This is a genomic window from Streptomyces cavernae (assembly GCF_004023625.1).
GTDB classification, from domain to species: Bacteria; Actinomycetota; Actinomycetes; order Streptomycetales; family Streptomycetaceae; genus Streptomyces; species Streptomyces cavernae.
Genome location: NZ_RPDJ01000020.1, coordinates 1 through 23,156, shown reverse-complemented (window position 1 = coordinate 23,156; position 23,156 = coordinate 1). Strand labels below are relative to the sequence as shown.

Genomic DNA, 23,156 nt, shown 5'->3' with positions numbered 1-23,156 from the left:
TTCTATCCCTCCGCGGCACATGTAATGCGCAGGACATCCCAAGCAACCGTCGCGCCTCCGGGAACCCCTGCCGGATCAGGGCATCCGGCAGGGGTCCGGATCGCCGGTGATGTGGACCAGGGCGTGCCGTCCACCAAGAGCTGTCGACCGGCCGGAATCGGCCGACAGGGGGTGCCGGACCCGACGCGGGACTCGACCCGGTGCTCAGTCCGCCTGCGGGCGCTGCAGCCGGGCCACGAACTTGTACCGGTCGCCCCGGTACACCGACCGCACCCATTCCACCGGCTTGCCCTCGCCGTCCAGGGAGTGCCGGGACAGCATCAGCATCGGCAGGCCGACGTCGGTGCCGAGCAGACCGGCCTCGCGCGGGGTGGCCAGTGAGGTCTCGATGGTCTCCTCGGCCTGGGCGAGGTGGACGTCGTAGACCTCCGCCAGCGCCGTGTAGAGGGACGTGTACTTCACCAGGCTGCGGCGCAGCGCCGGGAACCGCTTGGCGGACAGATGCGTGGTCTCGATCGCCATCGGTTCACCGCTCGCCAGGCGCAGCCGCTCGATGCGCAGCACGCGCCCGCCGGCGGCGATGTCGAGGAGGCCGGCCAGGGTGTCGTCGGCAGTGATGTAGCCGATGTCCAGCAGCTGCGAGGTGGGTTCGAGGCCCTGGGCCCGCATGTCCTCGGTGTACGAGGTGAGTTGCAGTGCCTGGGAGACCTTCGGCTTGGCGACGAAGGTGCCCTTGCCCTGGATGCGCTCCAGCCGGCCCTCCACCACCAGTTCCTGCAGGGCCTGACGGACCGTGGTGCGGGAGGTGTCGAACTCCGAGGCGAGGGTGCGCTCGGGAGGTACCGGCGTGCCGGGCGGCAGCGTCTCCGTCATGTCGAGCAGATGCTTCTTCAGGCGGTAGTACTTGGGCACGCGCGCGGTGCGGATGGGTGCCCCGCCCTCGCTCTCCGCACTGCTGACGTCGGTGGTCATGTCTGCCTTCCCGGCTCCGGGTGCCGAAGCGGCCGACGCCCCGTCGGCCACGGGACACATCGTGGCACGGCCCGTCGTGCGGGGGTGCCCCAGCACGCTCCGTGATTCTCCCTGTATACCTTCGAGGCCGTATTTGGTCTAGTCCACCTGGTGATCGGATGTGAGTGGTACAGGCGGGCCGGGGTGTCCGTTCTGTCGCTTGTCGGGCGCTTCCGAAATGAAAGATCCCTGCATATCGCGGTCCCGTAACGGAGGTCAGGTGTGAGCTCGACCGCCCTTGACAGCTCTATTGGTCTGGGCCAAGCTCCCCGTACTGGTCTACACCATTGGTCCAGTCCCGGCCCCACGGGCAGTACTCGTCGTCAGTCCACCGCGGGGAGCAGGGGGGTTTGGTGGGTGTGGCATCCCTGAGGAGGATGGCGTGAAGCGCAAGGTGATAGCCGCGATCGGTGTCGCGGGCATGATGATGTCCATCGCGGCCTGTGGTGGGAGCGACAGTGACGCGGGCCAGGACCCCAAGGACCGCAAGGGTGAGCTGACCGTCTGGCTGATGGTGGACGCCCAGACCAGCTGGCCGGAACTGGTCAAGCAGGCCAACGCCGAGTTCGGCAAGAAGTACCCGGGTGTCAAGGTCAACGTCCAGTACCAGCAGTGGGGGGACAAGACCAAGAAGCTCGACGCCGCCCTGTCCGGTGACAAGTTCCCCGACGTGGTGGAGCTCGGCAACACCGAGACCATGACGTACATCCTCAACGGGGCCCTCGGCGAGATCGACGCGAAGAAGTACGACAACTCGGACACCTGGATCAGCGGCCTGAAGGACACCTGTTCCTACGAGGGCAAGCTCTACTGCGTGCCCTACTACGCCGGTGCGCGCGTGGCGATCTACAACAAGGACATGTTCAAGAAGGCCACCGGTAAGGACGCCCTTCCCGCGACCGAGGCCGACCTGACCAAGGCGCTCGACAAGCTCGAGGACAAGTACGGCAAGAAGGACAAGGCGTTCTCGCCGCTCTACCTGCCGGGCCGCTACTGGTACGCCGCCATGTCGTACGTCGCCGCCTACGGCGGCAAGATCGCCGAGTACGACGAGGGCGCCAAGAAGTGGAAGGCCACGCTCTCCTCGCCCGAGGCGCAGCAGGGCATCCAGCACTACGTCGACCTGGTCAAGAAGTACAACAACGGCGACCAGACCAAGGACGAGCAGGACCACGCCAACGTCATGGCCAACGAGAAGACGGCCCTGATCTACGGCAACGGCTGGGAGTCCGGCAGCGTCATCGACCCGGCGGCCAACGGCAACCCCAAGCTGAAGGACAAGATCGGCACCGCCGGCATGCCCGGCCCGAACGGCAAGGCGCTGCCCTCCTTCATCGGCGGCTCCGACCTGGCCACCATCTCCAAGTCCAAGAACCAGGACCTGGCGCAGGAGTGGATCTCCCTCTTCACCAACGAGAAGTCGGAGGCCGCGCTCGCCGCGAAGAACATCCTGCCGAACAACACCAAGCAGCTGGAGCCGCTGAAGACCAAGCCGGAGACGGCCCCGATCGCCAACGCCGTGCCGGACGCGTGGTTCACGCCGATCGCACCGGGCTGGGCCGCGGTCGAGAAGAAGGAAACGCTCGAGCTGATGCTGCTCGACATCCTCAAGGGCAAGTCGGTCGAGGAGGCCACCAAGGCCGCCGACGCGGAGATCGACAAGCTGATCAACGAGGCCTCCTGAGCCTCCTGATCACCAGCCGGGGACGGCGGGCGCGCACCCGGGCCCGCCGTCCCCGCCCCCGGTTGACGGTTCGAACGGAAGGCCAGCACAGTGAGTGCCGCCGATATGAAAGCAGCCGACCCCCCGGTGCCCGCCCCACCACGGCCCGAGAACAACGACATCCCGCGGGCCGCGGCCGGGAGAGCGCCGAGCAGGCGAGTGGGCGCCTATCTGCCCTACGCCCTGATAGCCCCCACGGTCGTGGCGATCGCCGCGGTGTTCGTCTGGCCGCTCATCAAGACGGTGATCATGTCCTTCCAGGACGTGGGACGCCGGGAGCTGTGGACCGGCCAGGCGGCCGAGTGGGTCGGCTTCGAGCAGTTCACCAACATCCTCGGTGACGGCGAGTTCTGGGACGTCGTCTGGCGCACGGTGCTGTTCATGGTGGCCTGTGTCGTCGTCACCATGGGCATCGGGCTTCTTCTGGCCCAGGCCATGCAGCGCATGAGTGTGGGGATCCGGCTCGCCCTGACCGCGGCGCTGGTCGCCGCGTGGGCCATGCCGCTGCTCGTGGCGACCTCGATCTTCCGCTGGTTCGCCGACTCCGACTACGGCGTCGTGAACATGGTGCTGACGAAGTATCTGGGGCTGGACTTCCGGGGCCACAACTGGTGGATCGACCCCAAGCAGGGCTTCCTGATCATCGCCGCCGTCGTCATCTGGGGCGCCGTCCCGTTCGTCGCCATCACCCTCTACGCCGCCCTCACCCAGGTGCCCAAGGAACTGGAGGAGGCGGCGGCGCTGGACGGCGCGAACGCGGTCGGCGTGTTCCGCTACGTCACTTGGCCCGTCATCAAGCCGGTCTTCCAGATGGTCGCCACGCTCTCGGTGATCTGGGACTTCAACGTCTTCGGCCAGGTCTTCCTGATGCGCGGAAACAAGCCGGAGCCGGAGTACAACCTCCTGGGCATCTACTCGTTCGAGAAGGCCTTCGAGTCCAACTCCTTCAGCCAGGGCGCGGCCATCGCGCTCATCACGGTGCTGCTGCTCTCAGGCGTGGCCGTGTACTACCTGCGCCAGCTGCTCAAGATCGGAGAGGTCGAGTGAGCGCCACGACGTCCACCCGCCCGGCACCGCCCGCCGGCCCGGTGAGCCCGGCCCGCCCGGCGCCCCGTCAGGACCGGAAGAAGAAGAGCCGGCACGTCTACAACCTCATCGGCGTCGTCGCCTTCGTCGTGATGGCCTTCCCGGTCTACTGGCTGGTGATCAGCGCCCTGCGGCCCAACCACGAGATCCGCAGCTACGACCAGACGCTGTGGCCGTCCTCGATCACGCTCGACAACTTCCAGCGGGCGATCGACCAGCCCAACTTCGGTACGGCGATCCAGTCCAGCCTGATCATCTGCGTCACCGCCGTGCTCGGGGCGATGGTGCTGTCGACGATCGCCGCCTTCGCGATCGGACGGTTCCACTTCACCGGCCGCAAGGCGTTCATGATCACGCTTCTGGTGATCCAGCTGCTGCCGCCGACCGCGATGCTCATCCCCATCTACATCCAGCTCAACGGCCTGGGCGCGCTCAATGAGTACTGGGGCGTCATCATCATCTACCTGGTCTCCGCGCTGCCCTTCGCCACCTGGATGATCCGCGGCTTCGTGATCAACATCCCCAAGGAGCTGGAGGAGTCGGCGATGGTCGACGGCTGCAGCCGGATGGGCGCCTTCTGGCGCGTCATCTTCCCCCTGCTCGCGCCGGGCCTCGCCGCGGCCTCGATCTTCTCGCTCATCAACGCGTGGAACGAGTACCTGCTCGCTTATGTGGTGCTCCAGGACAACGACAAGTACACGCTCAACGTGTGGCTGATGAACTTCACCACGTCCCGCGGTGTCGACTACGGCGCGCTGATGGCCGCCTCCACGCTCATCGCCCTGCCGGTGGTCGTCTTCTTCATGCTCGTCCAGAAGAAGATGGCCTCGGGCCTCACCTCCGGCGCGGTGAAGGGCTGACCCTCCGGGGTCACCCTCCCCGCCACCATCGGCCGCCGGCCACCAGCCGTCGGGCGCCGGCGGCCGAGGCCGACGCCTAGCCCGAACCGGACGCGGTGTCCGGCGACGCCGCAGCGGACTCTGCCCGCACTCGGATGCACCTGGGCGGGGTACTCGACCTGGGCCGGACAAGCCGCGATGCCGGCGCAGCCAACGCTGTCGGCGCGGCCGGGAGTACCGGCACCCCAACCCGGTCGAAACTAACCCTGTCGGCACCAACCCATGCCGATACCGGCCCCTGTTGATCCCAACCATGCCGATACCGGCCCATGTCGATACCGGCCCGGGCGCGAGAGCCACGGCATCGTCGCTTGCCGCCCGGCGCGGTCGGAGCGTCTTCGACCCGTCCCGATCGTTGCCGTCCACGACGTCACCGCCTTCAGAGGAGCTCATGATGACGACACTCGCCCGCGGCGCGGACACGCTGACCCGCGACGCGCTCGCCGTCCTGCAGCCCGGGTTCGCCGGTACCACCGCGCCCGACTGGCTGTTGCGCCGGCTCGGTGAAGGCCTGGCGTCGGTCGGACTGTTCGGCCGCAACATCGTGACGGCCTCCCAACTGTCGAACCTCACCGCCCAGTTGCGCGCCGAACGCGACGACGTGCTGGTGGCCATCGACGAGGAGGGCGGCGACGTCACCCGGCTGGAGGTGCGCACGGGCTCGTCGTTCCCCGGCAACTTCGCCCTCGGCGCCGTCGACGACGTCTCCCTGACCCATCAGGTGGCCGCGGAACTCGGCCGCCGGCTGGCGGCCTGCGGGGTGAACCTCAACTGGGCGCCCTCCGCGGACGTCAACTCCAACGCCGAAAACCCGGTGATCGGCGTACGCTCCTTCGGCGCCGCGCCCGAGCTGGTGGCCCGTCACACCGCCGCCTACGTCGGCGGTTTGCAGTCGGCGGGCGTAGCCGCCTGCACCAAGCACTTCCCGGGACACGGCGACACCGCCGTCGACTCCCACCACGCGCTGCCCCGGATCGACGTCGACCTCCAGACGCTGACGAACCGTGAACTCTCCCCGTTCCGCGCGGCCTTCGCGGCCGGCACCCGGGCGGTGATGAGCGCCCACATCCTGGTCCCCGCCCTCGACCCCGAGTTCCCCGCCACGCTCTCCCGCCGCATCCTGACCGGCCTGCTCCGTGAGGAGCTCGGTTACACCGGACTGATCGTCACGGACGGCATGGAGATGCAGGCGATCGCGGCCACGTACGGCATCGAACGCGGCAGTGTCCTGGCGATCGCGGCGGGCGCTGACGCGATCTGCGTCGGCGGCGGCCTCGCGGACGACGAGACGGTACGACGCCTGCGGGACGCCCTGGTCACGGCGGTCCGCACGGGCGAACTGCCCGAGGAACGCCTGGCGGACGCGGCGGCCCGGGTGCGTTCGCTCGCCGAGTGGACGGCGTCCGCGGCCCGTGCCGCGGCCGGACAGGAAGCCGGCACCGGAGAATCCCCCCGCCCCGACATCGGCCTGGTCGCAGCCAGGCGCGCGCTCACGGTGACGCGCTCGGAGACGTACACCCCGATCACCCAGCCGCCGTACGTGGCCGCCTTCACTCCCGTGGCCAACATCGCCGTCGGCGCCGAGACCCCGTGGGGCGTGGCCGCCGAGGTGGCGAGGCTGCTGCCGGGGACGAAGACGGGGAGCTTCTCGGACGCCGCCACGGACGGCAGCTGGTCGGGGACGGCGGTGAGCATCGGCCGCGAGGTGGTGCGCGCCGCGGGCTCCCGTCCGCTCGTCGCCGTCGTCCGTGACGAACACCGGCACCCCTGGATGGCCGAGGCCCTGGACGTCCTGCTCGCCGCCCGCCCCGACACGATCGTCGTCGAGATGGGCATCCCCCAGTCTCCGCCCCGCGGAGCCCTCCACATCGCCACCCATGGCGCGGCCCGGGTCTGCGGGGTCGCTGCCGCGGAGGTCATCGCGGGAGCGTGAGAACACGACGGCCGAGTCCTGCCCGCGACTCGGCCGTCGTGTGTGTTTTTCAGCGGCGTACCGCCGCATTGTTTTTGCCGCTCCCTGACGTCGACGGCGTAGACGGTGTGTCTGCCGTCCTCGCTCACGCCCGACGCAGTAGCCACCGCCGCCCCCACCGGCGGCGGCGCCTCGGCGATGCGCGAGGACGGCGGATCGTACGAGGTCGGCGCGTGGTGCAACCCCGTCGGATCGTACGAAGGCGCGTGGTGCAACCCCGTCGGATCGTACGAAGGCGCGTGGTGCGAGGACCGCGCCTGGTACGAGCCCCTACAGCCCTTGCCACACCGGCTTGTTGGCGAACGTGTGGCGGTAGTAGTCCGCCAGCTTCAGCCGGGAGGCGGCGGCCTCGTCAACCACGACCGTCGCGTGGGGGTGCAGTTGGAGCGCCGACGCCGGGCAGATCGCCGCGAGCGGGCCCTCCACCGTCGCGGCCACCGCGTCCGCCTTGCCCTCGCCCGTCGCGAGCAGCACCAGGTGCTGGGCCTCCAGGATGGTGCCGATGCCCTGGGTGATCACGTGGTGCGGTACCTGGTCGACGTCCCCGTCGAAGAACCGCGCGTTGTCCACCCGGGTCTGCTGGGTCAGTGTCTTGATCCGCGTCCGCGAGGCCAGCGAGGAGCCCGGCTCGTTGAACCCGATGTGCCCGTCCGTGCCGATCCCCAGCAACTGGAGGTCGACGCCCCCGGCCACGGCCAGCTCCCACTCGTACTCCGCGCAGGCCGTCGGCACGTCCGCCGCCGTGCCGTCCGGTCCGAGGAAGGAGTTGGGGTCGATCCACAGCGGCTCGAGGACCTCCCGGCGCAAGACCGAGCGGTACGACTCCGGGTGCTCGGACGGGAGCCCCACGTACTCGTCGAGCTGCGCGACACGGGCCCGGGAAGTGTCCACGGCCCCTGCCCGCACCTTCGCCGCCAACGCCTCGTAGACCGGAAGGGGAGTCGATCCCGTCGCAACGCCCAACAGCGCTTCGGGCTTCCGCCGCAGCAGTTGTGCCATGGCTTCGGCGATCAGCTCGCCGCCCGCGCGGGCGTCCGGAACTATGACAACTTCCACCCTGTGCCTGCCGATCTGAGGGAGCCTTCACCTGGGGCTCGACTACATGTGGTATAGACCAATCTAGCAGAGTCCGAAACCCGCCCCAAGCCCCTGTCGGCCGCCTTCGTCCCGGCGGCCCGACCGGCGGCCCCACCGCGGACGACCCACCGCCCAGGAGGCCCCATGACCACCGCCGAGCGCCCAGGCAGCATCATGTCCCGTGAGATGGCGGAGCAGCCCGCCGTACTGTCGCGCATCCTCGACTCCGGTGCCGCGCGGATCCACGAGGTCGCCCGGCGGATCGCCGCCCGGGGACCCCGTTTCGTGCTCCTCACCGCCCGCGGCACCTCCGACAACGCCGCCCTCTACGCCAAGTACCTCCTGGAGATCCGCCTCGGCCTGCCCTGCGGACTCACATCCATGTCGACGACCACCGCCTACGGTGCCCGCCCGGACCTCACCGACGTCCTGGTGATCACCGTGAGCCAGTCCGGCGGCTCCCCGGACCTGGTGGCCTCCACGAAGGCCGCGCGCGAGGGCGGGGCCATCACACTCGCCGTCACCAACAACCCGGACTCACCGCTCGCCGCGGTCTCCGAGTACCACATCGACATCATGGCGGGACCGGAGAAGGCGCTCCCCGCCACGAAGACGTACACGGCATCCCTCCTCGCCCTCTACCTCTTCGTAGAGGGGCTGCGCGGCGGCGACGGCGCGGCCGCGAAGATGCTGCCCGACCGCGCCGAGCAGATCCTGGCCCGCCAGGACGAGGTCAGGACCCTCGCCGCCCGGTACCGCTTCGCCGAACGCATGGTCATCACCTCCCGGGGCTACGGCTATCCGACCGCGAAGGAGGCCGCCCTCAAGCTCATGGAGACGAGCTACATCCCCGCCCTCTCCTACTCCGGCGCCGATCTGCTGCACGGCCCGCTCGCCATGGTCGACAACATCTCCCCGGTGATAGCGGTCGTCACGGACGGCAAGGGCGGCGCGGCATTGCAGCCCGTCCTCGACCGGCTGCGTGGCCGGGGCGCCGACCTCGTCGTGATCGGCCCGCGCCCCCAGGTCGAGCGGGCCTCGGCCGGCTTCGTCCTGCCCACCGAGGGCGTGCCGGAGGAGATCCAGCCCGTTCTGGAGATCCTTCCGCTGCAACTGCTCGCCTACGAGGTCACCATCGCCCGAGGCCAGGACCCGGACGCACCTCGTGCGCTGGCGAAGGTGACGGAGACCCGTTGAGCGGGCGACGGTGATCCGGCCCCGGTCGGGCCCGGAGGGGGCTACGCTTCAGGGGAACCGGAACGAAGAGACGACAACAATCATTCTCCGATGCATAGACATCGGAGAATGGTCTAGTCCACAATAAGTTTAGGCGACAAGCAAAAAGCCTCCGTCTTCCCCGCACAGGAAGACGGACCGAGGAACCGGGCTCTCTGCCCTGACTGCCCCGGGTCCTCACCCTCGGCCGACGGGACCGCACACCCCGTGGCCGATGCTGCTCCGGGCTGCGGTGCCGGGAGGGTTGAGGGTCCCTCCCAGGCGCCGCGGCCCGCGGGTGCCGCGATACCGGTGCAGGTCCACGACGTAGGACCCGGTCCGCACCCCGCCAGGGTCACCTGGGGCCGAGCCCCCGTCGAAGCCCCAGGTACGCTCGCAGACGTGCCCTCCATGAACGACCTCGTACGCCTGCACACCGCTCTGAGTGACTCCGACCTCGAGTGGCTGCACCTGCTGGTCTCGGAGTGGCAGCTGCTCTCCGACCTCTCCTTCGCCGACCTCGTCCTGTGGGTCCCCACCCGCGACGGCACCCGGTATGTGTCCGTCGCCCAGATGCGGCCCAACACCGGCCCCACCTCCTACCAGGACGACATGGTCGGCCACCTCGTCCCGCGCGGCCGGCGCCCCATGCTGGACGTCGCCCTCGACGAGGGCCGCATCGTGCGCGAGGGCGACCCGGAGTGGCGCGAAGAGGTCCCCGTGCGGGTCGAGTCCATCCCCGTCCGCCGCGAGGGGCGCGTCCTCGGAGTGATCGCCCGCAACACCAACCTGCTCACCGTGCGCACGCCGAGCCGGCTCGAACTCACCTACCTCCAGAGCGCGTCCGACCTCGCGCAGATGATCGCCGCCGGGGCGTTCCCGTTCGCCAACCAGCAGGTGGACATGGACGCCTCGCCCCGCGTCGGCGACGGTCTGATCCGGCTCGACGCCGAGGGCATCGTCCAGTACGCGTCCCCCAACGCCCTCTCCGCGTACCACCGCCTCGGCCTCGCCTCCGACCTCCTCGGCCACCACCTGGGCCGGATCACCGCCGAACTCGCCCCGACCCGGGGGCCGGTGGACGAGGCGCTCGCCAAGGTCGCCAGCGGCTGGGCGCCCCGGGAGTTCGAGATCGAGGCCAACGACGGGGTGATCCAGCTCCGCGCGATCCCCCTCAAGCCCAAGGGCACCCGCATCGGTTCGCTCGTCCTGCTCCGTGATGTCACCGAACTCCGGCGCCGCGAACGCGAATTGATCACCAAGGACGCCACCATCCGGGAGATCCACCACCGGGTGAAGAACAACCTCCAGACGGTCGCCGCGCTGCTGCGGCTGCAGGCCCGGCGCATCGATTCGGAGCGCGGCCGGGAGGCCCTGGAGGAGGCCGTACGACGCGTCGGCTCGATTGCGATCGTGCACGAGACGCTCTCTCAGAACCTGGACGAACGCGTGGAGTTCGACGAGATCGCCGACCGGGTGCTCGCCATGGTCGCCGAGATCTCGCCGGGCACGGTCACCGGCCGGCGCAGCGGCCGCTTCGGCATCCTCGACGCGGAGGTGGCGACCCCGCTGTCCATGGTCCTCACGGAGATCCTGCAGAACGCCCTGGAGCACGGTTTCCGGCCGGGCGACACCGGCACCGTCGAGGTCTCGGCGGTCCGTGGAGGCACCCCCACGGAGACCCGCCTGCTGGTCACCGTCCAGGACGACGGGGTCGGCCTGCCCGAGGGCTTCGACCCGCACACCTCGGGCAACCTCGGTCTGCAGATCGTACGGACCCTGGTCGAGGGGGAGTTGGGCGGCAGCTTCGACATGGTCCCGGCACCCGAGCGCGGCACCCAGGTGATACTGGACATCCCGGTACGGGCGGAGAAGTAGAAGAAGCAGCGGACGAACGCAGGCCGGGCCGGAACACTCCGCCCCGGCCGGACACGTCCAGCCCCTCATGGCGTCCGCCCCGTTCGAGCAAAGCCGCGTCCGCCCCGTTCGAGCAAAGCCGCGTCCGCCCCGCTTGAGCAAAGCCGAGTGCCGCCGTAGCAACCGCGAACGCACGCAGTCGAGCCCCGGACCACTGAGGTGTTCCGGGGCTCGGAATGCTATGCGCATCGGGGGTACTGCGCGCTGCGGCTCGGGGGCGGGAGATGCGTACTCGCTGTACGCGCCGCCGGGCTCAGGCTCGTATTACGGGGTGGTGGGTGTCAGGCGGAGGCCTGACGGGCGCGGTTGCGGGCGGCGCGGCGCTTCATGGCACGGCGCTCGTCCTCGCTGAGGCCACCCCAGACGCCGGAGTCCTGGCCGGACTCGAGCGCCCACTGCAGGCACTGCTCGATAACCGGGCAGCGACGGCAGACGGCCTTGGCTTCCTCGATCTGCAGCAGCGCAGGACCGGTGTTGCCGATGGGGAAGAACAGCTCGGGGTCTTCCTCGCGGCAAACGGCGTTGTGACGCCAGTCCATGGCTGCTACCTCTCCTTGGTATTACGTGCAGGTTGCTTGTGAATGTGAACGCTTTCACGAATCCCTCAACAAGGGAAGGGCCGACTGTCGACCGGGGTCGGCGTGGTCCTGAAGATTGAGGAGGGGTTCGGGCTCTCTGCGGAGGCTGGTGTTGCGATCCGTCTCGAGCGCCACGTAGAGACTCGCAAACCTCAGCGGCGGATACAACCCCTTCCGGAAAGTTTTTTTTGATTCCTCGGTGTCGACTGTGTCACAGCCGTAATTCCATGGGGTGGACCCTGGCCTAAACGTTCGAGTGGAAGGACTTTTGCCCGTTCCGCTCACACAATCACACGCAGTGCACGGCGTACGCCTGTGAACGTCACGCTCGTACGCAGTCCTAGGTGGTCCCCGTCCATCTGGAGGGGGAGCGGCACCTTCGAATGCAAGGTGAAGTCGGTCAGGTCATGGAGAGTGACGGCATGCTTGCCGTGCGGTCCGCGCTCGGGGGACGAAGTGAGCAACTGTGTCGCATACCGGGCGAGCGCGGCACTCGAGAGACGGCTCAGCCCGAGCAGGTCCAGACCGGTGTCGAACGAGGCCTTCGGGGACGCGTAGACGGGGCGGTTGCCGAGATACGTCCAAGGAGACGTGTTGCAGACGATCGACAGCACGAGATCGGTCACGGGATCCTCGCCGGACCGTTCCAGTGTGATCATTCCGTGGCGACGGTTGGGTTCTCCGAGGAAAGCACGGACGGCCTGTCGGAGATAAAGAGCGTGTGTGGAGCGTTTGCCGCGTTCCCGCTGCTGTTCGACCCGGCCTATTACGCCGGCGTCGAAACCGAATCCCGCGCAGAAAGTGAACCAACGGGCGGGCACCGCCTCGTCCTCGGAGCCCGGCGTTCCCGAGGCCAGCCCCAGGCCCACCGTGCGCTCCCGTCCTTCGCGCAGCGCGTCGAGGAGTGCGCCGGTGGCCTCCACGGCGTCGTTGGGCAGCCCAAGGGCGCGGGCGAAGACGTTGGTGGAGCCGCCGGGGACAACCGCGAGACGGGGGAGGCCCTCCGGGTCGGGGCCGTCATGCAGCAGGCCGTTGACCACCTCGTTGACCGTGCCGTCGCCGCCGAGGGCGACCACCAGGTCGATGTCCTCGCTCTCCGCGGCCTGTCGGCCGAGGTCCCAGGCGTGCCCGCGGTACTCCGTGGTGACGGCCTCGAGCTTCATCTCGCTCGCCAGCGCGTGGATCAGCACATCCCGTGTGCGTGCGCTGGTGGTGGTTGCCGCCGGATTGACCACGAGGAGTGCACGCATGAGGTGCAGCGTACCTACTCGTTGGTACTCGGCCCATACCGAGGTGGGGATCCGGTGAGAGTGCGGTGCGTTGCGCTTGGCCACGTACACGGGTCACCGGGCCGGAACGGCCCCGGTGCGGAGGGCTACGCTTCGGGTGTGAGCGCAGAGCAGAACCCCACTTCGGACGCCCCCGACCAAGGCCCCCGCCCCGGCCGGCTGACCGCCGCGGCGGCGCTCACCGGGCTCGAGGGGCTCGCACTGCTCGTGGGGGGCGCGGTGATCCTGGTACTGGGGCTCACGGGCCATCCGGACGACCGGCAGCAGGCCGTCACCGGGGGCGTCACGCTCATCGTCCTGGCGCTGTTGCCGTTGCTGGCCGCGCGGGGCCTGCTGGGCCGCCGCAGTTGGAGCCGGGGCCCGGCGATCGTGACCCAGATCATCGCGCTGCCGGTGGCCTACAACCTGCTGCGGGCCGACAGCGTCGCCATACCCGGCGGCATCGTCCTGGCGGCAGTCGCGATCACAGCCCTGGTCCTCCTGGTGAACCCCACGACGGCCCGGGCCCTGGGCATCGGCGGCCCAGGAAACGTACCGGACCGGAAGTGAGGCCGACCCGTTCGCGAAGCCGCTGAACGGGCCTCGTCGCCCTGCGGTGGTGCGGTCGGTCGCGCGGGCCCCGGCGGAGGTGCGGCCAGTCGCACGGGCCTCGGCGGCAGTGCGGACGGCGGCACGGGCCTCGGCGGAGGTGCGGACGGCCCCTCCGCCGGGGGTGTCGTCACTCCTCCACGAGGAGCTTCTCCCGCAGCTGCGCGAGGGTGCGGGCCAGCAGCCGGGAGACGTGCATCTGGGAGATGCCGACCTCCTGCGCGATCTGTGACTGGGTCATGTTCCCGAAGAAGCGGAGGAGCAGGATCCGCTTCTCCCGGGGCGGGAGGTCCTCCAGCAGCGGCTTGAGCGACTCGCGGTACTCGACGCCCTCCAGGGCCTCGTCCTCCGCGCCCAGGGTGTCCGCCACCGCCGGGGACTCGTCGTCCGTGTCCGGGACGTCCAGGGACAGCGTGGAGTAGGCGTTGGCCGACTCCAGGCCCTCCAGGACCTCCTCCTCGGAGATGGCGAGCTTCTCCGCCAGTTCGTGCACCGTCGGGGAGCGGCCGTGCTGCTGGGAGAGCTCCGCTGTCGCCGTGGTCAGCGCCAGTCGCAGTTCCTGCAGCCGGCGTGGCACGCGGACCGCCCAGCCCTTGTCGCGGAAGTGCCGCTTGATCTCGCCGACCACCGTCGGCGTCGCGTACGTGGAGAACTCCACGCCGCGCTCCGGGTCGAAGCGGTCCACCGACTTGATCAGGCCGATGGTGGCTACCTGGGTGAGGTCGTCCAGCGGTTCGCCGCGGTTGCGGAAGCGGCGTGCGAGGTGCTCGACGAGCGGCAGATGCATCCGGACCAGCCGGTTGCGCAGCTCCGCGTACTCGGGGGTGCCGTCCTGCAGCTTGCGCAGCTCGACGAACATAGCCCGGGCCCCGCTGCGGTCCTGCGGATCGTGCTGTGTCCCCTGCGCGCTGTGCGCGCCCTGTTCGGCCTGCCGCTCGTGCTCGCTCATCGTCCCGCCCGTCACCTGCCGCCGCCCTTCACGGGACGCTCCCCCGGACCGCGCGGTCCGTCGCCCGTCACCCCGGCCGGTGAGCGCCTCGCGCTCGATCGGCTCCGTCTGATCCGTCCCCCGTACCGCGGACCGCGGGTCCTCCTCCGGGTGCGGCCTGGCTTGCTGCTCGGGGATGCCGTCGATGCCGTCGGCCACGTGCCCGATGTCCTCGGTCACGCGCCGCAGCCCGTCCCGGCCGTCCTCGGCGGGAAGTTCCCATGGGCCGCGTTCTTCGTCCCGCACCGGACCCTCCCCGCTCGTCACGCCGGCCCGGGTCCCGCGCCGCGTTGTTTGTACAGGCTGATCGAGACGGTCTTGTCCTCGGCGACGGCGGAGGAGACCTTGCCCGCGAGGGCCGACAGGACGGTCCACGCGAAGGTGTCCCGCGAGGGAGCGTGGCCGTCGGTGGTCGGGGCGGAGACCGTGACCTCGAGCGAGTCGTCGACAAGGCGGAAGACACAGCTGAGCACCGAACCCGGCACGGCCTGCTGGAGCAGGATCGCGCACGCCTCGTCGACCGCGATGCGCAGGTCCTCGATCTCGTCGAGGGTGAAGTCCAAACGCGCCGCGAGGCCGGCGGTGGCCGTACGCAGCACCGACAGGTAGGCACCCGCAGCGGGCAGCCGGACTTCCACGAAGTCCTGGGTCCCGGGCTCGCCTGCGATCTGGGACACCCTCACCTCCAAGGTGGTACAAGCTCTTTCGGGGCCCGAGGGTCGCCCCCCGGGGTAACGCGCTACATGGTTCAGGCGTGACGCTATCGCGCTGGGAAGTTCCCTGTCCCGGGACCCCGACCCCTTGCTGTCACTCATAGTAAGCACATGAGTACGCACAGTGGCTAGAGGTCTGCGGGTCCAAATCGGAAGAGCGCGCGCCGGGTTGACGTACCCAGGCGCCCGACGCTCGAACCGTCCGGATCTGCCACCGCGTCTCCGCGGCATCTCATACGCGTACGCCGCCGCCCCTTCTCACACGAGCACGTTGTCGACTCTCATACGAGCACGTTGTCTACGAAGCACCAACGCCAGCTCTCACCCGGTTCGAGCGTTCGCATGACCGGATGGGCGCTGTCCTTGTAATGCTCCGTGGCGTGCCGCAGCGGCGACGAGTCGCAGCAGCCCACATGGCCGCAGTGGAGACAGATCCGGAGCTGCACCGGATGGCTCCCGGCGGCCAGGCATTCCAGGCAGGTCTCGCTGAGCGCTGCCGGCTCGGGCGGCAGTTCGTCGGCGTGCGTGCACTGTTTCATGATTGCCAGACTACGACGGCCACGCGGCGAGCCGCGCGGAAAAAGGAGGGGGCACCGCCGATGGACGCTCTGCCACTGCTGCTGCTGGTCGCCGGGAGCGCGGCCGTCGCCGGTGCGGCACGCCGTACGCCGGTGCCCGCGCCGCTGCTCCTGGTCGCGGTCGGCCTCGCCATCTCGTACCTGCCCGGAGTCCCCGAGTACACCCTCGACCCGGATGTGATCCTCCCGCTGCTGCTGCCCCCGCTGCTCTACACGGCGGCCACCGACAGCTCGTACCTCGATCTGCGGGCCCAAATGCGGCCGGTGGCGCTGCTGTCGGTGGGTTATGTGCTCTTCGCGACGCTCGTCGTCGGCTGGGCCGCCTATCTGATCGTTCCGGACATGCCGTTGACCGCAGCGCTGGTCCTGGGCGCGGTGGTCGCGCCGCCGGACGCGGTCGCGGCGACGGCGGTGGCGCGGCGGGTCGGGCTCCCCTCGAAGGTGACCACGATCCTTCAGGGGGAGTCCCTGGTGAACGACGCGACCGCGATCACCGCCTACAAGGTGGCGCTCGCGGCGGCCGTCGGCGAGGGAGCCTCCTGGGCGGGCGGCATCGGCGAGTTCCTGCTGGCCGCCGTCGGCGGGATCGTGGTCGGACTGTTGCTGATGATGCCGATCCACTGGCTGCGCACGCACCTGAAGGAACCGCTGCTGCAGAACACCCTGTCGCTGCTCATCCCGTTCGTCGCCTACGGCGTCGCCGAGCAGGTGCACGCCTCCGGAGTGCTCGCCGTGGTCGTGGTCGCGCTCTACCTCGGCCACCGCAACTGGCAGGTCGACTTCGCCACCCGGCTGCAGGAGGAGGCTGTGTGGAGAATGGTCGCCTTCGTTCTTGAATCGGCTGTTTTCGCCTTGATCGGCCTCCAACTCCCGGTGGTTCTGAGAGGGCTCGGAGCCTACGAGGGAGCCCGCGCCGCCTGGTACGCCGTGGTGATCTTCCTGGTGGTCGTCGTCACCCGTTTCGTGTGGGTCTATCCGGCCACGTTCCTGCCGCGCCTGTTCTCCCCACGCATCCGGGAGCGAGAGCCGAACCCGACCTGGAAAGCACCGGCGATCATCGCCTGGGCCGGTATGCGCGGAGTGGTGTCACTGGCCATCGCCTTCTCCATCCCGCTCACCGTGCACGGCGGCGAACCGTTCCCGCAACGCAACATGATCCTGTTCCTGACCTTCACGACCGTCATCGGGACGCTGGTGGTGCAGGGCCTGTCGCTGCCCCCGCTGATCCGCCTGCTGAAGCTGCCGGGACCGGACGCACAGGCCGAGACACTGGCGGAGGCGCAGGCCCAGGCCCAGGCGTCGCGGGCGGCGGAGCTGCGGCTGGACCAACTGCTGGCGGACGACCGCAACACCCTGCCTCAGCCGTTGGCCGACCGGCTGCGTTCGGTGCTCGAACGCCGGCGCAACGCCGTGTGGGAACGCCTGGGCGCGGTCAACCCCGTGACGGGCGAGACGGTGGACGACACCTACCGGCGGCTCTCCCGGGACATGATCGGAACGGAACGGGCGGTGTTCGTGAAGCTCCGCGACGGCCGGTACATCGACGACGAGATGCTGCGCACCCTGCTCCGCCGCCTGGACCTGGAGGAGGCGGCGGCGTTCCGGGAGGGATGACGGCCGCCAAAGGGCTCACGCGGCCCACATGCCCCACAAGGCTCCCTAGGCCTCTGTCGCGGAGCCGGGGCGGGTGGGCGTGGGTGCTGCGGTGGAACCGGCCGGCGGCCGGTCGCGGCGCAGCAGCAGACCCGCGGCGACGGCGACGGAGAGCCCGCAGGCGACCAGCGCCGTCGTAGGCACCCCGACCGCCCGCGCCGTGGTGCCGGCCAGGATCGGGGCGAGGCCGAGACCGCCGGTGTAGGCGAGGTTGTAGACCGCGTACGCGGCGCCGTACGCGGCCGGTCTGGTGTGTTCCGCGAGCGTCCCGACGAGGACCAGGGTCGGGGCGAGCACGAACTGTGCACCGGAACCGACGATGATCAGCCCGGTGACCGACCAGGCCGTGGAGTCGCGTCCGGCGAGGAGGAAGCCGAGGGCGCAGACGAGCGCGCCGGCGGAGGCGATCCGGGTCGCCCCGGCCCGGTCGGCGAGCACTCCCGCGACCGGGGCGGCCAGGCTGCCGCCCAGCGCTGCGGCGGCGAAGACGAGGCCGATGCCCGTCGTGCCGAGCCCGAGGTCGTCCAGGTGCAACGGCAGCACGGGCTCCGGGAACGCGACCGCCGCGGCCCCGAGGCCGGTCAGCACGATCAGCAGGCCGACCCGGGGGCCGCGCAGCACGACCCGGTACGGGGTGCGCACTTCGAGCGCGGGGGTCTCCTTGACGAGGACGAGCCGGGCCACGGCGTCGCCCGCCGCGAGCACCGCGATGACGAGGAACGGCGCGCGCGCTCCCCAGGCATCGCTGAGCACGCCGCTGACCGCGGGACCGAGCAGCACGCCGATGCCGATCGCCGAGAGGGCGAGCCCCATGACCCGGCCGCGCTGGTCGGGCTCGTGGGTGGCGGCGATCAGGGCGAGACCGGCGGTCCACGAAGCGGCCGCCGCCACTCCCTGCGCCGCACGCGCCAGGAGCAGCAGCGTCAGCCCCGAGGCGCCATCCATGTCGACCGCGAGCGCGAACAGCGCGGTCGACGCGGCCATCCCGAGCAGTCCGGCGAGCAGCGGGCCGCGCGGCCCACGCCGGTCGGTCCAGACCCCGACGAACGGGGTGGCGGCGAGCAGTGCGGCGGCGTAGACGGCGAAGAGCACGCCGGCCGTCAACGGCGAGCCGGCCACGGCGGGCAGGTCCGGCAGCAGCGGGACGATGCTGCCGTACAGGAACATGTCGACGCCGAGCGCCAGGGTGGTGACGGCGACGGCGGCCCCGGGTCGGGTGCCCGTGGCTGGTTCGTTCATGACCGTGATCCTCTGACGGCGGGGTGACGGCTGGGTGACGGCGGCGGTGTCGTCCGGCGAAAGGCGGCAGGCGGTGCGGGCCTTGGGGGCGGGCAGGCATTGATCGCGATGGGCATCGTGATGCTGCAGAGCAAGATGTTCATACAGGCATGTCGAGGGATTGGTGAAGTCCTCGGCCGGTGGTCGAGTTATGGGCTTATGCCGGATGAGAGAAGCTTTCCGTCCTTCCAGGCCCTTCCTGGCTCTTGCTGTCCTTTCCTGGCCTTTTCCCGGCACGACCTTGAGGAGTACCACCCGTGAAGGCGAAGCGCAGCCGCATGCTGTTGGCCGCCCTGGACCCCATGCTCGAGTCCGGGGAACGGGTCGAAGTGACGACCATCGTCAATCTGAGTTCCGTCTCGGTGCGCAGGACGGCGGCGTTCGCGGCCGCGTCGGCGATCCTGAGCGGCGGTGCCATGTCCGTGATCCCGGCGCGGGTGCCGATGTACCTGGCGATGACCGACCGTCGCATCTTCGTGTTCCGAGCGAATCCGACCTTCGCCCGGCCGGAGGAGCGCCTGATGACGATTCCGCGTGCCGGTCTGGTCCGCTCGGAGACCAAGGAGCGCCTGCTGAACTCGTCCTTCGTGATCTCCGGCCCGGGCGATGAACAGGGCCTGAAGATCATCTTTCCGCTGCTGGACCGCAAGGAACGGAATGCGATAGCCGCGGCGCTGCCCTTGGCCGGCTGACCGGGGCCAGGCGAGTCTGCGCCCGGTGCCCGCCGGTGCACACCGCCGGTGCTTGCGGCAGTAGCGTCAGCCGGTGCGTCAGGCCGGTGCCCCCGTGATCACCGCTGCGATGGTGGTGCCACGGGGAAACGCACCCTCCTCGGCCAGCGTCGTCAGCCCGTAGAGCATCTTGGCGACATAGAGGCGTTCGACGGGGAGACCGTGATGGTCCGCGAAGTCGTCGGCGAAGGCGTCGAGTTCGGGAGTCGTGCGGGCGTAGCCGCCGCAGTGGAAACGGTCCACCACTGTCCACTCACCCCGGCGGGAGCCGAAGGCCCGCTCCTGGAGTGAGGTTATGTCTTCCGTCAGGAAGCCGCCCTTGAGGACGGCGAAGCCCAGGGCGCGCCCGCCGGGCGCGAGACCTGCGGCCAGTCCGGCGAGGGTGCCACCGGTGCCGCAGGCGACGGCCACCACGTCGGCCCGGTCGCGCAGCTCCGCGCCGAGCGCCGTACAGCCGCGTACGGCAGGGGAGTTGCTGCCGCCCTCCGGTATGACGTACGCGTCCTCGGCCCCGGCCCTCCGCAGGATGCCGGCCACGACGTCGGGTTCGGTCTTGCGGCGGTACGTGGCGCGGTCGACGAAGCGCAGCCGCATGCCGTCCGCGGCGCACCGGGCCAGCGACGGATTGAGGGGGCGGTCGGCCAGTTCCTGGCCGCGGATCACCCCCACGGTGGGAAACCCCAGCAGACGGCCGGCGGCGGCGGTGGCCCGCAGGTGATTGGAGTACGCGCCGCCGAACGTGAGCACCGTCCGGCCCGCCGCCGTCTCGAGGTTGGGCACCAGCTTGCGCCACTTGTTGCCGATCAGCTCCGGGTGGATCAGATCGTCCCGCTTGAGCATCAGCCGCAGCCCGGCCCGCCGGAAACGCTCGTCCCGGACCTCCACCAGCGGCGACGGCAACCGCGGCCGCAGTGCGCCGAGGCCGAGCGCTCGCGGGATGTCAGAGCTGGTCACCCCACCATTGTCGGCGACGGCGGCCGACCGGGCGGGGCCCGGGGGTCTCACTGCAACCGGTCACGGATCCGCGCCCGCATCGACGCCATGGTGAATCCCCGCGGATCCACCTTCCCGGGCTGCCACTCCAGATGGCCGATCACCGACCGCTCCGTCCAGCCGTGGTAACGGCATATCGCGGCCGAAACTTTCTCGATCGCCTCCAACTGGGCCTTCGGCCATGGGTCCTCGCCGTTGCCCAGGTTCTCGCACTCGAAGCCGTAGAAGTGGCGGTTGCCATCGGTGTTCGCCTCGTTGTCCCGGGGGAGCGCCTTCTCCGCGATCACCGCACGCAGTACGTCGTCGTCGCCCATGCCCGCGTGGTTGGCCCGGCCGTAGCCGACGAGGTGGACCCGTCCGTCCTTGGTGATCACGCCGTGGCACAGCGGGCCGGGCAGCCCCGCGTAGCCGTCGCGGCAGATCGCGACGGTGCGGGCGCTGCCGGAGGTGACCGAATGATGGATCATCACCCCGTGCACCGGGCCCCAGGGGCCCTTGTGGTTGCGGTTGTGGTGTTCCCAGTCGCCGACCTCGACCACCTTGACGCCTTCCTGCACGAGCGCTCGCAGAAAGCGGGCTGCGGACATGGGCGGGGCCATGGCCGCCTCCTTCCGTGGCACGGCAGCCGCCCGACGCGACCGCCTGTACCGCGGCTTGTACCCCCAACCTCATCGTCCCCACGGATCGTTGGTGTGACGTACGGATCGATTCGGCCGACACCAATCCCCGTTCGACGGCGCGAAGGTCACCCCCAACGTGCCCCCACGTGCCCGGACGTGCCCGGACGTTCCCGGACGTGCCCGGGTCAGTGGTGCAGGAAGGCGTCCCCGTTCGTCGCGATATGGCTCTCCAGCGCCTGGAGCGCCTGCTGGGTCGCCTCGGGAGACCCGCTGCCCCGCCGCTCCGCGTAGTACGCGGCGCCCAGTCGCTTGAGCAGGTCGCCGCCCGCCCGCTGCGCCTGCACCTCGTCCAGCTTCTGCTTGCCCTGCGTCAGTCCGCGCTGTGCTTGTTCCTTGGCGCGGTCCAGGAAGCCTGCCATGCCGTCTCCTGTTGCTCCGGTGCGAATGGTGCGAATGCGTGCACCCCTCCCAACGGGCCACAGGATCTTGAGGTTCCCCGGCGCCCCGCCCCCGGCCGCCGCTGTGCGGGTGAGAACGCGCGCCTCTGCCCGTGCCGACGGTGATCCATTCCCGCTCTTTTGGGTAATGGCACCGGCACGCTCCGTGCTGGAAGGCTGGTCCGCGCAGGTCAGTGCATGATCGGGAGGGCAACGTACATGTCGGTAGGCGAAGAGACCCGCGCGGAGCAGAGCAAGCCGCAGCAGAGCCTCGCCACATCAGCAGCGCGGAATCTGGCCACCACCACGAAGTCCGCGCCACAGATGCAGGAAATCAGCTCCCGGTGGCTGTTGCGCATGCTGCCGTGGGTGAATGTGCAGGGCGGCACGTACCGGGTGAACCGGCGCCTCAGCTACTCGGTCGGCGACGGCCGCGTGACCTTCGTGAAGACCGGCGACCGTGTCGCGGTCATTCCCGCGGAACTGGGCGAACTGCCCGCACTGCGCTCGTACGAGGACGAGGAGGTGCTCGGCGAGCTGGCCCGGCGCTGTGAGCAGCGGGAGTTCGCGCCGGGAGACGTCCTCGCCTCCTTCGGCAGCCGGACGGCCGAGATCTTCCTGCTCGCCCACGGCAAGGTGGAGAAGATCGGCACCGGCCCGTACGGGGACGACGCGGTCCTCGGAGTCCTCGCCGACGGCGCCTACTTCGGCGAACAGGCCCTCCTCGACCCGGACGCGATCTGGGAGTACACGGCCCGCGCGGTCACCGCGTGCACGGTCCTCGTCCTGCCCCGCCAGGCCGTGGAACAGGTCGCGGAGCGCACCGAGTCGCTCAGCGGCCACCTCCAGCAGCAGCGCTCGCTCCCGCAGCAGCGCACCAACAAGTACGGAGAGAAGGAGATCGACCTCGCCTCGGGTCACACCGGTGAACCGGAGATCCCCGGCACCTTCGTGGACTATGAGGCGGCACCGCGCGAGTACGAGCTGAGCGTCGCCCAGACCGTCCTGCGCGTCCACTCGCGCGTGGCGGACCTCTACAACCAGCCGATGAACCAGACCGAGCAGCAGTTGCGGCTCACCATCGAGGCGTTGAAGGAGCGCCAGGAGCACGAGCTCATCAACAACCGTGAGTTCGGGCTGCTCCACAACTGCGAGTACGAACAGCGCCTCCAGCCCCACGACGGCGTGCCCAGCCCCGACGACCTGGACGAACTGCTCAGCCGCCGGCGCGGTTCCAAGCTGTTCCTCGCCCACCCGCGCGCGATCGCCGCGTTCGGCCGGGAGTGCAACAGGAGGGGGCTGGTTCCGGAGAGCATCGACGTCGCGGGCAACCGCATTCCGACCTGGCGCGGGGTGCCCATCTTCCCGTGCAACAAGATCCCCGTCAGCGAAGCCCGGACGACATCGATCATCTGTATGCGTACCGGTGAGGCGGAACAGGGCGTCATCGGACTGCAGCAGGCCGGAATCCCGGACGAGATCGAGCCGAGCCTGTCCGTGCGGTTCATGGGCATCAACGAACAGGCCATCATCAAGTACCTGGTGACGGCCTACTACTCGGCCGCGGTCCTGGTTCCCGACGCCCTCGGGGTCCTGGAGAACGTCGAGATCGGCCGCTGGCGGTGACCCTCCCCACGCCCGTGCCCCCGCCCACCAGAGCGGGGACACCCGGGAGGCGGGAACGACAGCCAGGTGGGAGCCAAGTGGTACGAGAGCGGGCCGACGCGGAGGGAGCCGAGGGGGCCAAGGGAACCGAGGAGGCGGAGGGAGTCAAGGGGGGCCATGGGGTCAATGACCCGGGGGTCATGGG

Annotated in this window: 21 protein-coding genes; 10 read left to right on the top strand and 11 right to left on the bottom strand. The window is 69.8% G+C overall.

Features of this window, described 5'->3' with window-relative positions; genetic code table 11:
• Positions 1–204 precede the first annotated feature (204 nt).
• Positions 205–972 (bottom strand): GntR family transcriptional regulator, encoded by a 768-nt coding sequence (locus EF387_RS28645; RefSeq protein WP_128379520.1) that lies wholly within the window; start codon positions 970–972, stop codon positions 205–207.
• 421 nt (positions 973–1,393) lie between these two features.
• Between EF387_RS28645 and EF387_RS28640 the strand changes: the two genes are divergently transcribed.
• From EF387_RS28640 to EF387_RS28625, 4 genes are all read left to right on the top strand, one after another.
• Positions 1,394–2,695 (top strand): sugar ABC transporter substrate-binding protein, encoded by a 1,302-nt coding sequence (locus EF387_RS28640; protein WP_128379519.1) that lies wholly within the window; start codon positions 1,394–1,396, stop codon positions 2,693–2,695.
• Between the two features lie 90 nt (positions 2,696–2,785).
• Complete coding sequence (locus EF387_RS28635; RefSeq protein WP_202918394.1) at positions 2,786–3,781, top strand: carbohydrate ABC transporter permease; 996 nt, start codon at positions 2,786–2,788, stop codon at positions 3,779–3,781.
• On the top strand, positions 3,778–4,680 hold the full coding sequence (locus tag EF387_RS28630; RefSeq protein ID WP_162467230.1) for a carbohydrate ABC transporter permease: 903 nt from the start codon (positions 3,778–3,780) through the stop codon (positions 4,678–4,680). The genes EF387_RS28635 and EF387_RS28630 overlap by 4 nt, the downstream gene beginning before the upstream one ends.
• A 433-nt stretch (positions 4,681–5,113) precedes the next feature.
• Positions 5,114–6,652, top strand: coding sequence for a glycoside hydrolase family 3 protein (locus EF387_RS28625; protein WP_128379517.1), 1,539 nt, complete (start codon positions 5,114–5,116; stop codon positions 6,650–6,652).
• 309 nt (positions 6,653–6,961) lie between these two features.
• On the opposite strand, the gene nagB is transcribed toward EF387_RS28625, so the two are convergent.
• Entirely contained in the window at positions 6,962–7,747 is a 786-nt protein-coding gene (gene nagB / locus EF387_RS28620; protein WP_128379516.1) for a glucosamine-6-phosphate deaminase, read from the bottom strand.
• A gap of 165 nt (positions 7,748–7,912) precedes the next feature.
• On the opposite strand from nagB, the gene EF387_RS28615 reads away from it, so the two are divergent.
• On the top strand, positions 7,913–8,965 hold the full coding sequence (locus EF387_RS28615; RefSeq protein ID WP_128379515.1) for an SIS domain-containing protein: 1,053 nt from the start codon (positions 7,913–7,915) through the stop codon (positions 8,963–8,965).
• Between the two features lie 420 nt (positions 8,966–9,385).
• Complete coding sequence (locus tag EF387_RS28610; protein ID WP_202918393.1) at positions 9,386–10,861, top strand: sensor histidine kinase; 1,476 nt, start codon at positions 9,386–9,388, stop codon at positions 10,859–10,861.
• 320 nt (positions 10,862–11,181) lie between these two features.
• Here the strand turns inward: EF387_RS28610 and EF387_RS28605 are convergent, their stop codons facing one another.
• Positions 11,182–11,439, bottom strand: a complete 258-nt coding sequence (locus tag EF387_RS28605) for a WhiB family transcriptional regulator (protein WP_003992873.1) — start codon at positions 11,437–11,439, stop codon at positions 11,182–11,184.
• A 320-nt stretch (positions 11,440–11,759) separates the two neighbouring features.
• A complete protein-coding gene (locus tag EF387_RS28600; protein WP_128379514.1) occupies positions 11,760–12,728 on the bottom strand; it encodes a diacylglycerol/lipid kinase family protein in 969 nt (322 codons plus the stop codon).
• Between the two features lie 138 nt (positions 12,729–12,866).
• Between EF387_RS28600 and EF387_RS28595 the strand changes: the two genes are divergently transcribed.
• Positions 12,867–13,316: a hypothetical protein gene (locus EF387_RS28595; RefSeq protein WP_128379513.1), complete on the top strand. Its 450-nt coding sequence runs from the start codon at positions 12,867–12,869 to the stop codon at positions 13,314–13,316.
• Between the two features lie 169 nt (positions 13,317–13,485).
• On the opposite strand, the gene EF387_RS28590 is transcribed toward EF387_RS28595, so the two are convergent.
• The 3 genes from EF387_RS28590 to EF387_RS28580 form a co-directional block, all read right to left on the bottom strand.
• Positions 13,486–14,589 (bottom strand): RNA polymerase sigma factor SigF, encoded by a 1,104-nt coding sequence (locus tag EF387_RS28590; protein ID WP_420802634.1) that lies wholly within the window; start codon positions 14,587–14,589, stop codon positions 13,486–13,488.
• 17 nt (positions 14,590–14,606) lie between these two features.
• The gene (locus EF387_RS28585; RefSeq protein WP_128379511.1) at positions 14,607–15,020 is read right to left on the bottom strand and encodes an ATP-binding protein; all 414 of its coding nucleotides are present in this window, start codon (positions 15,018–15,020) and stop codon (positions 14,607–14,609) included.
• Between the two features lie 317 nt (positions 15,021–15,337).
• Complete coding sequence (locus EF387_RS28580; protein WP_128379510.1) at positions 15,338–15,595, bottom strand: UBP-type zinc finger domain-containing protein; 258 nt, start codon at positions 15,593–15,595, stop codon at positions 15,338–15,340.
• Between the two features lie 60 nt (positions 15,596–15,655).
• Here EF387_RS28580 and EF387_RS28575 point away from each other — a divergent pair, with 60 nt between their 5' ends.
• A complete protein-coding gene (locus tag EF387_RS28575) occupies positions 15,656–17,248 on the top strand; it encodes a Na+/H+ antiporter (RefSeq protein ID WP_128379509.1) in 1,593 nt (530 codons plus the stop codon).
• 45 nt (positions 17,249–17,293) lie between these two features.
• Here the strand turns inward: EF387_RS28575 and EF387_RS28570 are convergent, their stop codons facing one another.
• Entirely contained in the window at positions 17,294–18,526 is a 1,233-nt protein-coding gene (locus tag EF387_RS28570; protein WP_128379508.1) for an MFS transporter, read from the bottom strand.
• A 296-nt stretch (positions 18,527–18,822) separates the two neighbouring features.
• Here EF387_RS28570 and EF387_RS28565 point away from each other — a divergent pair, with 296 nt between their 5' ends.
• On the top strand, positions 18,823–19,257 hold the full coding sequence (locus EF387_RS28565; RefSeq protein WP_128379507.1) for a hypothetical protein: 435 nt from the start codon (positions 18,823–18,825) through the stop codon (positions 19,255–19,257).
• A gap of 78 nt (positions 19,258–19,335) precedes the next feature.
• On the opposite strand, the gene EF387_RS28560 is transcribed toward EF387_RS28565, so the two are convergent.
• From EF387_RS28560 to EF387_RS28550, 3 genes are all read right to left on the bottom strand, one after another.
• The gene (locus tag EF387_RS28560) at positions 19,336–20,250 is read right to left on the bottom strand and encodes a 1-aminocyclopropane-1-carboxylate deaminase/D-cysteine desulfhydrase (protein ID WP_128379506.1); all 915 of its coding nucleotides are present in this window, start codon (positions 20,248–20,250) and stop codon (positions 19,336–19,338) included.
• A 47-nt stretch (positions 20,251–20,297) separates the two neighbouring features.
• Positions 20,298–20,888, bottom strand: a complete 591-nt coding sequence (locus EF387_RS28555) for an N-acetylmuramoyl-L-alanine amidase (RefSeq protein WP_128379505.1) — start codon at positions 20,886–20,888, stop codon at positions 20,298–20,300.
• 206 nt (positions 20,889–21,094) lie between these two features.
• Positions 21,095–21,328, bottom strand: a complete 234-nt coding sequence (locus EF387_RS28550; RefSeq protein WP_128379504.1) for a hypothetical protein — start codon at positions 21,326–21,328, stop codon at positions 21,095–21,097.
• A gap of 237 nt (positions 21,329–21,565) precedes the next feature.
• Here EF387_RS28550 and EF387_RS28545 point away from each other — a divergent pair, with 237 nt between their 5' ends.
• Positions 21,566–22,972, top strand: coding sequence for a family 2B encapsulin nanocompartment shell protein (locus tag EF387_RS28545; RefSeq protein ID WP_128379503.1), 1,407 nt, complete (start codon positions 21,566–21,568; stop codon positions 22,970–22,972).
• Positions 22,973–23,156 lie beyond the last annotated feature (184 nt).